Source organism: Streptomyces carminius (assembly GCF_002794255.1).
In the GTDB taxonomy this organism is placed as follows: Bacteria; Actinomycetota; Actinomycetes; order Streptomycetales; family Streptomycetaceae; genus Streptomyces; species Streptomyces carminius.
In genome coordinates this window covers 33,575-48,567 of record NZ_PGGW01000053.1, presented here as the reverse complement: position 1 = coordinate 48,567, position 14,993 = coordinate 33,575, and the positions used below count along the sequence as shown (strand labels likewise).

The following is a 14,993-nucleotide window of genomic DNA, read 5'->3' as shown; positions in this document are numbered from 1 at the left end:
ATCTCCCTGCCCATCGCGCTCGGCCTGCTGATCATGATGTACCCGGTGCTGGCCAAGGTCCGCTACGACCGCCTCGACGCCGTCACCGGCGACAGGAGACTGGTCGTCACCTCACTGGTCGTCAACTGGCTCATCGGCCCGGCCGTGATGTTCGCCCTCGCCTGGATCTTCCTGCCCGACCTGCCCGAGTACCGCACCGGCCTGATCATCGTCGGACTCGCCCGCTGCATCGCCATGGTCATCATCTGGAACGACCTGGCCTGCGGCGACCGCGAGGCCGCCGCCGTCCTGGTCGCCCTCAACTCCGTCTTCCAGGTCCTCGCCTTCGGCCTGCTGGGCTGGTTCTACCTCGACCTGCTCCCCGGCTGGCTCGGCCTGGGCAACGGCGAGGCCCTGGACATCTCCATGTGGGAGATCGCCCTCAACGTCGTCATCTTCCTCGGCATCCCGCTGCTGGCCGGCTTCCTCACCCGCCACCTCGGCGAGAAGAAGATGGGCCGGGAGAACTACGAGCGGCGCTTCCTGCCGAAGATCGGCCCCTGGGCGCTGTACGGCCTGCTGTTCACCATCGTCATCCTCTTCGCCCTCCAGGGGAAGACGATCACCTCCCAGCCCCTCGACGTCGCCCGCATCGCCCTGCCCCTGCTGGTCTACTTCGCGCTGATGTTCTTCGGCACCTTCGCCCTGGGCAAGGCCCTCGGCCTGGCCTACGAACGCACCACCACCCTGGCCTTCACCGCCGCCGGCAACAACTTCGAACTGGCCATCGCCGTCGCCATCGCCACCTTCGGCGTCACCTCCGGCCAGGCCCTGTCCGGCGTCGTCGGCCCCCTCATCGAGGTCCCCGTCCTCATCGCCCTGGTCTACGTCGCCCTCGCCTGGCGCAAGAAGTTCACCATCCCCGCACGGCCCGCCGCCACCACACCGGCCCGGGAGGGCTGACCTTCCGCACCTCCCTCTGCGGCCCTTCCCCTCGCCTCCCCCAGACCGCCGCCGGTACGGCTCGTACCCGTACCGGCGGCGGTCTTCGGACGGTTCCCCGATGCCGCCCTGTTCGTGGACATCCGCACCGCGGACGTCCTGCCCTCGCCGTTCACCGCCGCGGACCAGGCGGCGGGCGGGCCGCCCGGCGTGGTGGCCGGCGGTCCGGACACCCCCGTCCCCGGCCGGGGCCGCCCCGGGGAGATGCGCCGGAAGCCGGCGGCGGGCCCGGCACCGGCTTCACCGACCGTGCCACCGGCATGTACGTCACCGAGGGCGGCACCGCCTTCGACCGGTTCGGCTACCGGCCGGCGGTCACCACACCGTCCCTCAGCTCGAACACCCGGTCGGCGCGGCGCAGCAGTTCGTCGTCGTGCGTGGTCAGCAGGACGGTGGCACCCTCGCTGTCCACCACGGCGCGCAGCAGTTCCAGCACCGTCTCGCGGGTGCGGGTGTCCAACTGCCCCGTCGGCTCGTCGGCCAGCAGCAGCGCGGGCCGGTTCGCCAGCGCACGGGCTATCGCCACCCGCTGCTGCTGGCCGCCGGAGAGCTCCCCCGGCCGCTGGGCGGCGTGTTCCCGCAGTCCGACGAGGGAGAGCAGCAGCTCCACCCGCGCCTCGCGCTCGTGCCGGGGGGCGCGGCGCAGTCGCAGCGGGACGCCCACGTTCTCGGCCGCGGTCAGCGTGGGGATGAGGCCGAAGGTCTGGAAGACGAAGCCGACGCGCTCGCGCCTGAGCTCCAGCAGCCGCCGCTCGCCGAGCCCGGCCAGGTCGACGCCGTCCACGGCGACCCGGCCGGCGTCGGGCCGGTCCAGGCCGCCGACCAGGTTCAGCAAGGTGGTCTTCCCCGCGCCCGAACGCCCCCGCACGGCCACCAGCTCTCCCCGCGGGACCTCGAAGGTCACCCCGCGCAGGGCGCGCACGGCAGCGGGGCCGCCGCCGTAGGTGCGCACCAGGTCCCGGACGGCGACCATCGCCTCCGGCCCCGGCCCGTCCGCCGTGCGCCGCATGGGCGTCCCGGTGCCGGTCACCGGCATGTCCTCCCCTTTCCCCGCTTTCCCCGCTTTCCCTGCTTTCTCCGCTTTCCCCGCGTCTTCTCCGCGCCGCTTCACCGGCGGCTGTCCCGGCCGCCGTCCGCCTGCGCACCCCGGAGGTCCTCCGGTGCGCTCTCCCGGAGGACCTCCCCGGCGTCGTCCCGGTGGACGGCGATGTGGTCCGGCCGGAGCGTGAGCCGGGCCCGGTCGCGGATCGCCAGCTTCTCGGCGAACTCGGCCGGCAACTGCAGCCGCCCGGCCCGGTCGACCGTGACGTACTCCTGGGTCGTCACGGTCTCGGCGCCCTTCCCGTCGCGGGTCGCACGGCGCAGCACCTCCGAGGAGGTCCGCCCGTCGCGGATAGCCACCGTACGGCGGACCGCCGAGGCGACCGCCGCGTCGTGCGTCACGATCAGCACGGTGGTGCCCAGCTCCTCGTTGACCGTCCGCAGGGCCGTGAGGACCTCCTCCGCCGCCCGCGAGTCCAGTTCACCGGTCGGTTCGTCCGCCAGCAGCAGCACGGGGGCGTTGGCCAGCGCCACGGCGACGGCGGTGCGCTGCTGTTCACCGCCCGACATCCGGTGCGGCACGCGGTCGTGGCAGTGGCCCACGCCGAGCAGGTCCAGCAGATCCCGTACCCGTGCGGCCCACTGCCGCCGCCGTATCCGGCCACCGCCCAGCCGCATCGGAAGCGCCACGTTCTGGGCCGCGGTGAGGAAGGGCAGGAGATTGCGGGCCGCCTGCTGCCAGACGAACCCCACCACCTCCCGGCGGTAGCGCAGCCGGGCCGCCGCGTCCATCGCCGTGAGGTCGAACCCGGCGACCGAGGCGGTACCGGCCGACGGCACGTCGAGCCCGGCGAGGACGTTCAGCAGGGTGGACTTGCCGCTGCCGGAGGCCCCGACGAGCGCGGTCAGTTCACCCGTCCGCACCACCAGGTCCAGGCCCTGCAGGGCCTGGACCTCCACACCGCCGGCCGTGAAGATGCGCACCAGCCGGTCGCAGACGATCAGCGCGTCCGGGCCGCGCCCGTCCTCGCTCCGTTCGTCCGCGGCCCGCCGTTCCAGCTCGGCCAGGCTCACCGGCACCGTCGAACGGCTCATTCCCGCTCCCCCTTCCGCAACCGTCCGCCCTCCTCGCGCGCGCCGCCCGGCCAGGCTTGCACGGCCGCCACCCCGCAGGCCAGGGCGAGCAGGGCCGACGAGGGCCACAGCAGCGCTCCCGCGTCGGTCACCAGGGCCGCCCGCACGGTCTCCTCCCCGGCGGCGCGCGCCCGGGCCGTGAACGCCATCGGGGTCAGATCCACGGCGGGGCGCAGCAGCGCCACGGCCCCCAGCGCTGTCGCCACCCCGCCCAGTACACCCAGCGCCGTCGGGGGGAGCGTCTCGGCCCACACCAGGGCGCGGCCCTGCCGCGGGCTCATCCCCACCGCCCGCAGCCGCGCCAGGGCGGCCCGGCGCTCGGCCGCCGACTGCAGCAGCCACAGCAGCAGCGCGAGCGCGGCATAGCCCGCTCCGGCCGCCGCGGCTGCCAGCTGCATCCGCCGGGTGCCCTCCCGCAGGGGGCCTGCGCCGTACCCGGCCTCCTGCCGGGAGCGCAGGCTCACCGTCAGGCCGTCCGCCGTGCGGCGGGCCGCGTCCGCCAGGGCCCGGCCGTCGAGTCCGGGGCCGCTCACCAGCAGCACGGTGGGGCGCGGCGGTGCACCGCCGCGCCCCGCGGGCAGCGCCGCGGCCGACACGACGGCGAACTCCCCCGTGACGGCGGGCGTCTCGGAGCGGACGGCGACGGCCCGGACGGTCGCGCGGCCGCCCGCGGTGTCGACGGCGGCCGTCCCCCCGTCCCCGAGAGCCTCGGCCAGGCCGGGGGAGACGACCGCGGGGAGCGGACCGGCGCCCGGGGCGCGGCCGAGCTCCCCGGCGGGGAAGGGCTCGCCGCCGTCGAGCCCGGTGCGGCCGGCCAGCCGTGCGTAGGAGCGCGGATCGACGGCGACCAGCGCGAAGGCCGGTCCCCCGGCATCCTCCGGCCGCTGCCCGTACTCGATCCGCACGGCGGCCGTCCCGTCCACCCCCGGTACCCGGCGGACCCGGTCCACCAGACCGCCGGGCAGGGCGTCCGGTGCCTCCACCCGGGCGTCGGCGCCCACCTCGGCCAGTGCCGCGCGGTCGCGGCTCTCGGCGACCCCGGTCAGCACCGCGCCGCCGAAGGCGGACACGGTCAGACCGACCAGCACCGCCAGCAGCGGCAGCGCCGACACGGCCGGGGCGCGGCCGAGCCTGGTCAGTGCGAGGGGGAGGACGAGCCCCCGCAGCCGGGCGGCCGGACGCGCGAGCATCCGCAGCGGCAGCGGATACACCCGTAGCAGCACCAGCGCGGCCACCAGCGCCAGCAGCACCGGTACGGCCGCGGCCAGCGGGTCGGTACCGCCGGAGGCGGTGCCGGCCCGCCGCGCGGCGACCAGCCCGCCCACCGCCAGCGCGACGACCGTGAGTTCCGCGACCGTGCGGCGCCGGGAGGGACGCGCGGTGGCGACGTCGCCGCGGACCTCCGGACGCGGCCGGCGGTGGGCGGCCGCCGCCAGGGCGGGCAGCGCCGTACACGCCACCGCGGCCACCACCGCGCCCGCCGCCAGCGACACCGGCAGCGTGTCCCGGGGGGCGGGTACCCACAGCAGGGCGCAGCCGGTGCCCGCCGCGGCGGCGGGCACCGCGACGGCGGCCGTCTCCCCGAGCAGGCCGAGCCCCAGACCGGGCAGGCTCGCGCCCCGGGCCCGCAGCAGCGCCAGTTCCGGCCGCCGCCCGGCGGCCGTGAGGACAGCGGCTGTCACCAGCACCACGGTGGCCGCCGCGCCGACACCGGTGACGGCGGTCAGGACGAGCGAACGGGAGGTGCGGCGCTCCTCCTCGAACCCTTCCAGCAGGGCGATGAGTTCATCGGCGGCGACATCGGTGCCGGACACCGGTGAGCGGTCCCGCACCTCCGCCTCGTCCGGTCCGGCGGACAGCGCGGCCAGCGCGGACCGCAGGGCCGGTACGTCCGCCGCCGTGAGGCCGGCGGTGCGCACCGGGTGGTGCCAGTAGGCCATGGCACCGCCGTTGCAGCGCAGCAGTACCGCGCGGGCCCCGCTGTCGATCAGCGCGGAGAAGTACCAGTACTGGTTCGGGGGCGGCACCGTGGCCGGCACGGTCCGCAGTTCGGGCTCCAGCAGGGCGGGCTCGGCCCGCCAGTGGTCGGCGTCCGGGTCGCGGGGGGCGACCAGTCCGCTGACACGCACCGTCACCCGGGCGGCGGTGACGTCGGGGAAGTGGAAGGTGGAGCCGACCGCGAGGTTCATCACCTCGGCGGTGCGGGTGGTGACCACGGCCTCGACGGTGGTGCCGCGGACGTCCGGCGACGGCATCCGGCCGGAGACCAGCCTCAGCCGCACGCCGGCGTCCTGCGGCCGGGTGTGGAGGGTCAGCTGCGGGTGCAGGCCCGTGGGCCTGGGCAGCCCGTCGCCGCGGACCGCCACCGGGGCGCTGTTGCGCAGCCCGTACACCGCCGCCTCCCGGTCCGGGACGAGCGGCGGGCGCGCGGTGTCCCGCAGCACCCGGGCCGTCTCCGCCAGCCGCGCCGGGGAGAGGAAGTCGCGGCCGGCCTCGGACACCTCCTGGTGGGAGGCGGGTGCGGTGACCGTCACCGTACGCTCGTCCGGCTGTGCCCGGGCGAACGCGTGCCGCAGCGCGGCGTCCTCCTGGGCCGCGGTCTGCCGCGGTACGGCGGCCGCCAGAAAGGCGGTCACCGCCACCAGCACGGCCAGCGCGAGGGCACCGCCCGCCGACGCCCGCAGCCGGGCACGGACCCAGGGCACGGCCGCCCGCGGCCGTCCGGTCGCCGCCATGTCAGTCCTCCCCTCCGCGCGGCCGGTCCACCGGGCGCGTGCGGCGCGCGGCAGCGGCCGCGGCCACCACGGCGGGCACCGCCACCACGACGGCCGCCAGTACGGCGGGGAGCCCGCCGGGGAAGACCGTCTCCACCGCGGGCTCGGGCCGGTCCCCCCGCGGCGTCACGACGGTCAGGGGCACGACGACGCGGGCCAGTACGGTTCCCGCCAGCGCGCCCAGGCCGACGGCCGCCACCGCCAGGAAACCCTGCTCGACGGCGACCGATGCGGCGATCCGCGGCCGCGGGGCGCCCAGGGCGCGCAGGACCGCGGTGTCGGCGGCGCGGTCGCGCAGGGCTCCGACCGTGACCACCGCGGCCCCGGACAGGGCGAGGACCGCGGCGGCGAGCCCGATGGCCGGCAGGGCCGAACGGGGGCCGGCCGCCAGCGGGTCGGTGGCCAGTTCCCGGGCCACCTCGTCGCGGGCGAGCAGTGTCACACCGTCCGGCCTGGCGCGCAGTGCCTCGGCCACCGGCCGGTCCTGGCCCGGCTCGGCGGCCAGCCACCACTCGCCGGGCCGTACTCCCGGGGCGGACCGGGCGAGCAGGGCGTCCTGAAGGCCGCGCAGGTCCATCAGCAGGGCGCCCTCCTCCCCGTCGCCGCCGTGCAGGGGCGTGGTGGGCAGGCCACGCACCGAGCCGGTGATGCGGACCTCCAGCCGGGTTCCGGAGAGGTCGACGGTGGTGGTGTCGCCGACCTCGGCCCCCTGGGCCCGCAGAAAGGCGTCGGTGGCGACGGCCGCCGGACGCGGCCCGGACTCGTCGGGGGCGCCGGAGTGGACGGCGCTCAGGGTCAGTTCGCCGCCGAACCGGTCGCCGTACGGCCCGGGAGGCGGCTGCGCCCCGCTGCCGTAGCGCACGTCGGGCAGGGCCCCGTCCCGGGCGGCGGCCGGCAGGTCGGCGCGGACGTCCACATAACCGCGCTCCGGCGCGGACCGGAAGTCCGGGTCGTCGACGCGGGCCCGCGCCTCCCAGCCGGTGTCCGGCGGCACGGGCACCGCCACCGTGCCGCCGCCGGCGGTCACGGCCCGCAGCCCGGTGACGGTCAGCCGCAGGTCCACCGGGTGCTCCGGCAGGGGATGGCCGGCCGTCAGCCGGGTCAGGCGCAGCGGGCCGGCGGGCACTCCCGCGGGGCCGGCCGCGGCGGCGAGGTCCGCCTCCAGTACGTGGGGTTCGCCGTCGGCGGGCAGTTCTCCCAGGAGGAAGGTGTGGGGGACGCCGTACCGGTCCCGGACGACGGCCCGCAGCCGCTCCCGCGGTCCGCCGGCGCCCGGTCCTTCCCCGGCCCGCAGCCGGGCGGTGACGAGCAGCCGCCGGGCCCCGTCCGGCAGGACACAGCCGGCGGGCGGCCGGTCCGCGGTGCGCAGCGGGGCGAACAGCTGCTCCCCGGACCGGTCCGCCAGGTCCCCGCGCAGCCGTACGACGTCGGCCGCCCGGCCGGTGTCCATCGCCAGTAGGGTCGCCGTGCGGTCCCCGGCGAGGACCACCTGTTCCCGCGCCACCGGGGTGGCGGCGAGGACCCCGGCCAGCCCGTCGTAGACGCCTCCCTGCCCGAACACCGGGGTCGACATCCCGGTGACCCGCAGATCGGCCCCCACCGCGTAGTCGGCCTGGTCCTGCCGGGACTGGTCCCAGCTCGCCCCCTGGCCCGCGGCGAGAGTGGCCGTGGCCACGACCAGGACCCCCAGCAGCAGTGGCCCCGCGATCCGTCCGGTGCGCCGCGACAGCTGCCAGTGGGCGCCGGCCAGGACGAGGCCGCGGCCGCGGCCGGCCGCCCACCGGCCGGCCCGCGCCACCACCGGCAGCAGCCGTACCGCCAGCACCGCGCCGGCCAGCAGGCAGACCGCGGGGGCGGCGACGAGGACGGGGTCCACCCCGAGCGTCCCGTCGCCGTCCGGAGGCGCGCCGCCGTCCGCGTGCCCCGCCAGCCTGGCGTAGGCGACCGCGGCGACGGCCAGCAGCCCCACGTCGGCCCCGGCCCGCACGGTGGCGCCGAGTACGGGGCGGCGTATCCGCACGGCCCGCTCCCCCACGTAGGTGCCGCCGCGGCGCAGGGCGGGCGCGGTCAGCACCGCCGCGCACCCCAGGGCCACCGCGGCGGCGACCGCCCAGGTCCGGCCGTCCGCCGCGCCGGAGATCCGCACCCCGCCGCGGGCCAGTGCACCGTGCCGCGCCATCAGCTCCGCCAGGGGGCCGGCCGACAGCGCGGCCACGGCCGCCGCGGGAACCGTGAGCAGCAGCACCTCGCCGACGGTGAGGGCCGCGAGCCGCCGCCGGGTACCGCCGCGCGCGGTGAGCAGGGCGTTCTCCCCGAAGCGCCGTTCGTTCAGCGCCCCGGCCAGCAGGACCGTCACGCATCCGGCGAGGACCGTCAGTTCGGCCGCGCCCACCAGCAGCGCCGACCGGCTCGCCAGCAGCGACCGTTCCGTCTCGGCCAGCAGGGCGGGAAGGCCGCTGGCGGCCCGGGTGATGCCCGGGGCGCCGCCGAGCCGGTCCACGGCGCGGCGCACGTCGGCCCCGAGCCGATCGGTGCGGGCGGTGGTCACCGCCGAGAAGTCCGCCCGCGCCTGCCAGGCGGCGGCGGCCGGGGCGACCCGGCCGCCGGTGAACGCCGAGGGGTGGACGAGCAGCGGCCCGTAGGTGGTGAAGCCGATCGTGCGGGCTCCCCGGCCGTCCAGCGGGTCGAGCCGCCAGTACGGGTCGCTCCGGTCCGCCGGGCGGTAGACGCCCGTCACCAGGACCCGCAGCGGCGGGCCCTGACGACGGTCGGCGAGGGTCATCCGCTCGCCCGGACGTACGCCCAGGGTCCGGGCGGCCGCCTCCGGTACCGCGACCGGGACGGCACCGGCCTCCCCCGCCGGACCGGGCCGGGCACCGGCGGTGAAGGACACCCGGGAGGCGTCGAGGGTGGCCAGCAGGGTCAGCAGCGGATCGGCCGGGTCCCCGCCGGCCGGGCCCGTCTCGGGCGGCCGCTCGCCGGAGGGCAGCTGGTAGGAACCCGACCGGACGGTGGAGGCGACCCGGACCGGCAGTCCGCCGAAGGCGTCCCGCGCGGTGTCGCGCACCAGCGCGTCCAACCGGGCCCGGTCGTCCTCGGCGGCGACGGCATCGGACTCCGCCTCCAGCAGCGCCCTGGCGGCCGACCGGTCCTGGAGTACCCGCCGCAGTCCCGCGTCGGCGACGGCGTCCGCGTAAACCGCCGTCACGGTCAGCGCACAGCAGGTGAGGGTGACGGTGAACAGCACCGCGACCACCAACGACCGGTGCGCCCACGCCCGCCGGACGAGGAATCCCCCCACACCGCCCCCTGCTCCGTCCGTCCCGCCCGCCCGATTCCGGAAGCCGATCACCGTCCACCGGACGGGCGTACAGTCTCCCCGATCCGCGCCGGGCGGGGAACCGCCCGGCGCCGGGAACCCCCGGACCGCCCGGACGACGCCGCGGCACCCGCGCCCGGGGCCGCGTCCGCCTCCTGCCGACTGCCCCGGGCCGTGCCGCGCTCCCCGGCCCGGACGACGATGCGGAGGGCCGATGCCCCGGCAGGCCACCGCGGCCGGCCGGACCCCGGGGCGGCGCCGGGGCGGTGGGAGCCGCCCGCGTCGTGGCGGCGGTCACGATCGCGGGTACCGGTCGGATCCGGCCCAGGGCTGCCCGCGGGCCGGAGGCGCGGCCGGGATCGTCCGGGATCCGGGGCCGCGCGGTCCGGCCGTCCCGCGCTGCGACACACCGCCGGCCCGCCCGGCGCGGACTCCCGCCGCGGACACCGGGCGGGCCGGTGCCGCGGACCCGCTCAGTCCCGCTCCACCCGGTCCGGCCCGGCCCGGCCCTCCGCCAGCGCGTCGGCCACGGTGGCGTACAGCGGCAGCACGTCCACCAGGCGGGTGAGCTCCATGACACGTCTGACCTCGGGCTGGAGACCGGTGAGCGCCAGACGCAGGCCCTCCTCGGAACGGTGCCGGAAGATCTCCACGAAGGCGCCCAGCCCGCTGGAGTCGCAGAACGCCACCCGGGACAGGTCCAGGACCACCAGCGGCACCCGGCGCGGTTCCTTCGACCGCAGGTGTCCCAGGAGCTGCGGCGAGGTGTGGTAGTCGAGGGGGCCGTCGACGGCGACGACGGTGTGCCCCTCGCCCGTGCGGGACGCGAGGGTCAGGGTGGGACCGCTGGGCAGCGGTCCGGCACCGGCCGGAACGGCGGACGCGGCGGGCTCCGGCGGCCGACAGGGCGGTGATCTGTCCATCCTCGGTTCCGTGTTCGGCAGGTCCGTGTTCGGCGGTTCCGTGTTCGGCGGTTCCGTGTTCGGCGGTTCCGTGTTCGGCAGGTCCGTTCTCTGCTCGGCGCCCGGGAGCGCCGCGTCGGATCGTCCGCTTTCCTCCGGACGGCGGGCGGGCCCCGCAGCGGCGGTCACGCGGCCACCTCCGCCCACACCACTTTGCCGCCCGTCACCTGACGGGTCCCCCAGCGGGCCGCGATGGCGTCGATCAGAAAGATCCCCCGGTGCCCGAACTCCCCGGGCGCGGAGGTCACCAGCCGGGGCTCGTCGGAGCTGCTGTCCGTGACCTCGAGCACGATCCTGTCCTCGGCCCGGCGCAGTTCCATGCGCAGCGGCGTCCTGGCGTGGCGCACGGCGTTGGCCACCAGTTCGTCCGCGATGAGCATCATGTCGGTCGCCAGCCGCCCCAGGCCCCAGTCGTGCATGGTGTCGGACACCACCTGGCGGGCGATCGGGACCGCGTCGGACACCGGCGGGTACTCGCGGACGACCACGGCCCGGTCGTCCTCCTCCGCGGCGGGCCGGTGGACGCAGAGCATGGCGATGTCGTCGTGCCGGCCGCCGCGGGTGAGGGCGGCCAGCCAGGAGTCGCAGTCGGCCTCGATCTCCCCGGCCGCCCCGGCCAGCAGCTCCCGCAGCTCCCCCAGCCCCGCGTCGATGGGCCGCTCCCGGTGCTCGACGAGGCCGTCGGTGTACAGCAGCAGCCGGGCACCGGGCGGAAAGGGCACCTCCTGCTCCGTGTAGCCGTGCCTGCCCACGCCCAGCGGCGGGCCGATCCGCTCGTCCAGGAGGCGCACCGCGCCGTACGCGTCGCGCAGTGCGGGCGGCAGATGGCCGGCGACGGCCACGCGCAGCCGGCCGCGGTCCGCGTCCAGCGTCGCGTAGGCGCAGGTGGTGATGCGTCCGGGGGCGATGTCGTCCACCAGGGTGCTGAGCTGCCGCAGCACCTCGGCCGGGGTGAGCCCGAGCATCGCGTAGGCGCGGCAGGCGGTACGGATCTGTCCCATGACGGCCGCGGCCCGGATGCCCTTGCCCATCACGTCCCCGACGACCAGGGCCACCTTCCCGCCGGGCAGGGGGATCAGATCGACCCAGTCGCCGCCGGCCTCCGTGCCGCGGGTGGCGGGCAGATAGCGGGAGGCCCGCACGAGGCCGTCGACCTGGGGCAGGACCGGCAGCAGATGCCGCTGCAGCTCGGTGGCGGCGGCGCGTTCCTGCCGGTACGTCCGCGCGTTCTGCAGCGCGACGGCGGTCTGCGCGGCCACCCCGGTGGCCAGCCGCTCGTGCCGCTCGGTGAACATGCCGGGTTCGGGGTGGCCGAAGAAGAAACCGCCCAGCACCTCGCCGCGGGAGACCACGGGGACGGCGAGATAGCTGCGGACCGGCAGGTGCCCCTCGGGCATGCCCCGGTACGGCGCGTTGCGGCCGTACCGGGGGTCCGCGGTGATGTCGTCGGAGCGCAGGACGCCCACACCGCGGAAGGTCGGCTCGAACACCTCCGTGTTGCGGGGCAGGGGGAAGCGGTCGAAGGCCGACCGGTCCTCCCCGGAGACCACGTACAGCCGGTAGGACTCCCCGGTCTCACCCGTGACGTTGTAGAAGAAGGCGCCGAAGGCCGCCCCGGTCAGCCGGGTGGCGGCGTCGGAGGCGCGCTGCACCAGGGTGTCGAGGTCCAGCTCCGCGGCCAGGGCGTTCCCGGCCTGCTGCAGGGTCTCGACGATGTCCGCCTCCTCCCGCAGCTGCTCCTCGCGCCGCCGCAGCTCCCGCTGCGAGTCGCGCAGCTCCCGTGCGGTGGCGCTCAGCTCCGCCACCAGCGTCTCCAGGTACGCCGCCTGTCGCTGGACGGACTCCTCCAGCGCCCCGAGCAGTGCCTCCGTGGCGGCGGCGCGCTCGCGCACCGGCTGCTCGCCGGCGCCGCCCGGCGGCGGCGCGTCACCGGGGGCGCCGGGGATGAGCGCCATCCGGGTGCTGACGGCGACCGTGCGGAGCAGTTCGGCGGTCCGCGGGGGCAGTGGGACGCGGGAGAAGACGACGACGGCGAACAGTTCGCCGTCCGGCAGCGGGCCGCCGAACGCCAGGGCGGAGCGGATGCCGTACTCCGCCACGAACTCCCGGCCCCACAGCTCACGGGTACGGGTGTCGTCGGTGACCTGCAGGACCTCGAACCGGTCGCGGGACGGCGTCGGACCGCCGGCCCCCTCCCCCGGCTCCGGACCGCTGCCGGCGCCGGCGCCGATGCGCTCGACGAGCCGGGAGAGCAGCGGCACCTGCCGGACGGCCTCCGGAGAGGACATCGGCAGGGCGAAACGCTCGGCGCCGGTGTCCGGGTCCTGCCAGGGAGGGTAGGAGCCCCGGGACGCGACCAGGGCCAGGCAGCGGGTGTCCGGCGCCGGAGGTACCGTGCCCGGCCGGGCCGACCGGGACAGCGCCGCGCGGTCCTTCGGGCCGAGGGCGTCCCAGCGCCGCGTCACGAACAGCCGTACCAGGGGGCAGGCCGGGCGGCCCCCGGCGTCGGCCATGCCGCGGTACAGGAAGTCGGCCACGGTCTGTGCCGCCTCCTCCATGGACGCGGCCTCCCGGGCGGCCTTCCGCAGTTCCGCGCCGCAGCGCACCATCTCGCTGAGGCTGAAGGCGGAGAGGTCGAACCTGACATCCCCCACAATGTGTCACTTCCTGACGAGCGTTCCCGAAAAGCGGTCATGGCCCGAGAAACGCGGACGCAGGGAGATTATCCCGCTCCAGGCGATGCCCCACCGGTCGGGCTCTGTACCCGGGACTTCCCCGTTCACTCCTGACTCCCCGGTGACTCCCCCGCTTTCCGCCGGGGGCGGACATCCCGGCGGACGCGGCGGGCCCGTTTCCTTTCACCGCAGCCGGAAAACCGGACGGTACGGGATGAAAGGAGACAGAAGTGGCCGACATCTCGACTCAGGAGCTGGACGAGCTGTGGGGCGAGTTCCACACGGTGGTGAACATGACCTCACGCGAGCTGAACGAATGGCTCATGACCCGGTCCGCGGGCGAGACCACCGAGGAGCTGCCGGACCAGGCGGGCCCCCAGAACGGCCGCCGCGTGCTGGAGATCCTCGGCAAGCGCCGGGTGGACCTCACCGACGACGACGTCCGCGTCATGCGCAAGGTCGTCGACACCGTCACCGCCGAGCGGGGCGCCGACATGGAGCCCACCGCGGGCCAGTCCAACTGGCGCCACCGGCTGATGACACTCGGGCACGACCCGCTCAAACCGGCCGGGTAGCGCCCCCGCCCGGGTGGGACGCCGCAGGTCCGGCGGGCCTGCGACGGAAACGGCGCCGTTCCTCCGCCGCACCCCCGCCGTGCGGGACGGAAGGCTCCCGTGGAGGGGGCGAACCGGCGCGGGCGCGTGCCCGGCGGGCCGTACGGCGGTGCCGGCCGCGCGCGGCCGCAGCTCCGACCGGGGCACCGGCGACGTGATCCGGCTCACACCCTGTCACAGCGACCGGTCGCGCGGTGTCTTGAGGCCGAACCCCCGAGGCGGAGGAGGCACCATGACCGGGAAGACGCAGGTGGTCGTGATCGGTGGCGGATACGCGGGCGTGATGGCCGCGAACCGGCTGACGCGACGCGACGACGTGGCCGTGACGCTGGTCAACCCGCGCCCGGACTTCGTCCACCGGGTCCGCCTGCACCAGCTGGTGGGCGGATCCGACGACGCGGTCGTCGCCTACCGGGACGTCCTGGCCGAGGACGTCCGGCTGGTGGTCGACACCGTGACCCGGATCGACGCGGCCGGGCGCGGCGTGACGTCCGCGTCCGGCGGGACGCTCGGCTACGACTACCTGGTCTACGCCGTGGGCAGCGGCAGCGCCGAACCGGACGTGCCGGGGGCGGCCGAGTTCGCCCACCCGGCCGCCACCCTGGAGGAGGCGCGGCGGTTGCGCCGGGTGGTGGAGGCCACTCCCGCGGCGGCTCCGGTGACGGTGGTCGGCGCCGGTTCCACCGGCATCGAGACCGCCGCCGAGCTGGCGGAGCAGGGCCGCCGGGTGACCCTGGTCTGCGGCGGCGTCCTCGGTCCGTACCTGCACGCCCGGGGCCGGCGCTCGGCCGCGCGGCAACTGGCCGGTCTCGGTGTGCGGGTCGTCGACGGCTCCGGCTCGAAGGTGACGGCGGTGACCCGCGGCGCCGTGCGGCTCGCCGACGGCCGTGAGCTGCCCGGCGAGGTCACCGTCTGGACCGCCGGCTTCGGCGTTCCCGGCCTGGCCGCCCGCAGCGGGCTGAGCACCGACGCCGCGGGCCGCCTGCTCACGGACGAGACGCTGACGAGCGTGGACGACGCGCGCGTCGTCGCGGCCGGGGACTCGGCGGCGCCGTCCGGCCTGCCGCTGCGGATGAGCTGCCTGAACGCGATACCGCTGGGCGCACGGGCCGCCGACACGGTGCTCAGCCGGCTCGCGGGCGAGCAGCCGGCGCCCCTCCACCACTCGATCTACGCCCAGTGCATCAGCCTGGGCCGGGGCGCGGGCGTCTACCAGCTCGCCAACCGCTCCGACGTCGCGGTGTGGCTGCACATCGGCGGCGGCCCGGCCGCCAGGATCAAGGAGCTGGGCTGCAGGAGCATCCCCGGGTACCTGACCGGGGAGGCGCGCGAGCCCGGTTCGTACCGCCTGCACCGCCTGCCGGGAGGCGCCGCCAGGCGCCGGAAGCTGCTGCGCGCCGGGGCACCGGCCGCCGCCGGCCGGACGGCTGGCCGGCGCGTGCTGTGAGGATTTCGCCGTGGACGCACGCGGACGCGGCCGGCCGCCGGGGCCG

At 76.8% G+C, this 14,993-nt stretch carries 9 protein-coding genes; 3 read left to right on the top strand and 6 right to left on the bottom strand.

The features are described 5' to 3' along the window. Positions 1-942, top strand: a 942-nt coding sequence (arsB, locus tag CUT44_RS15745) for an ACR3 family arsenite efflux transporter (protein WP_100202494.1), incomplete at its 5' end; no start/stop codon positions are given. 340 nt (positions 943-1,282) lie between these two features. Here arsB and CUT44_RS15740 read toward each other — a convergent pair. The 6 genes from CUT44_RS15740 to CUT44_RS15715 all read right to left on the bottom strand — a co-directional run bounded on the left by CUT44_RS15740 (position 1,283) and on the right by CUT44_RS15715 (position 12,865). Beyond that, complete coding sequence (locus tag CUT44_RS15740; protein WP_100202493.1) at positions 1,283-2,017, bottom strand: ABC transporter ATP-binding protein; 735 nt, start codon at positions 2,015-2,017, stop codon at positions 1,283-1,285. 71 nt (positions 2,018-2,088) lie between these two features. After that, positions 2,089-3,117 carry an ABC transporter ATP-binding protein gene (locus CUT44_RS15735; protein ID WP_100202492.1) on the bottom strand — a complete coding sequence of 343 codons (1,029 nt, stop codon included), beginning with the start codon at positions 3,115-3,117 and terminating at the stop codon, positions 2,089-2,091. After that, the gene (locus tag CUT44_RS15730) at positions 3,114-5,891 is read right to left on the bottom strand and encodes a hypothetical protein (RefSeq protein WP_100202491.1); all 2,778 of its coding nucleotides are present in this window, start codon (positions 5,889-5,891) and stop codon (positions 3,114-3,116) included. Before CUT44_RS15730 ends, CUT44_RS15735 begins: the two co-directional genes overlap by 4 nt. Before the next feature lies 1 nt (position 5,892). After that, positions 5,893-9,231: an FtsX-like permease family protein gene (locus CUT44_RS15725; RefSeq protein ID WP_100202490.1), complete on the bottom strand. Its 3,339-nt coding sequence runs from the start codon at positions 9,229-9,231 to the stop codon at positions 5,893-5,895. Between the two features lie 491 nt (positions 9,232-9,722). Then, entirely contained in the window at positions 9,723-10,172 is a 450-nt protein-coding gene (locus CUT44_RS15720) for an STAS domain-containing protein (protein WP_146252238.1), read from the bottom strand. 164 nt (positions 10,173-10,336) lie between these two features. Continuing rightward, positions 10,337-12,865 (bottom strand): ATP-binding SpoIIE family protein phosphatase, encoded by a 2,529-nt coding sequence (locus CUT44_RS15715; RefSeq protein ID WP_100202488.1) that lies wholly within the window; start codon positions 12,863-12,865, stop codon positions 10,337-10,339. Positions 12,866-13,125: 260 nt separating this feature from the next. Between CUT44_RS15715 and CUT44_RS15710 the strand changes: the two genes are divergently transcribed. Continuing rightward, a complete protein-coding gene (locus CUT44_RS15710; RefSeq protein ID WP_408646747.1) occupies positions 13,126-13,461 on the top strand; it encodes a DUF3140 domain-containing protein in 336 nt (111 codons plus the stop codon). Between the two features lie 271 nt (positions 13,462-13,732). Then, entirely contained in the window at positions 13,733-14,947 is a 1,215-nt protein-coding gene (locus CUT44_RS15705; RefSeq protein WP_100202486.1) for an NAD(P)/FAD-dependent oxidoreductase, read from the top strand. The last annotated feature ends 46 nt before the right edge of the window (positions 14,948-14,993 follow it).

What these genes read in the sequence shown, in the direction of transcription:
- CUT44_RS15740 (WP_100202493.1), bottom strand. Translation starts at nt 2,017, where the DNA reads ATGCCGGTGACCGGCACCGGGACGCCCATGCGGCGCACGGCGGACGGG.
- CUT44_RS15735 (WP_100202492.1), bottom strand. Translation starts at nt 3,117, where the DNA reads ATGAGCCGTTCGACGGTGCCGGTGAGCCTGGCCGAGCTGGAACGGCGG.
- CUT44_RS15730 (WP_100202491.1), bottom strand. Translation starts at nt 5,891, where the DNA reads ATGGCGGCGACCGGACGGCCGCGGGCGGCCGTGCCCTGGGTCCGTGCC.
- CUT44_RS15720 (WP_146252238.1), bottom strand. Translation starts at nt 10,172, where the DNA reads ATGGACAGATCACCGCCCTGTCGGCCGCCGGAGCCCGCCGCGTCCGCC.
- CUT44_RS15705 (WP_100202486.1), top strand. Translation starts at nt 13,733, where the DNA reads ATGACCGGGAAGACGCAGGTGGTCGTGATCGGTGGCGGATACGCGGGC.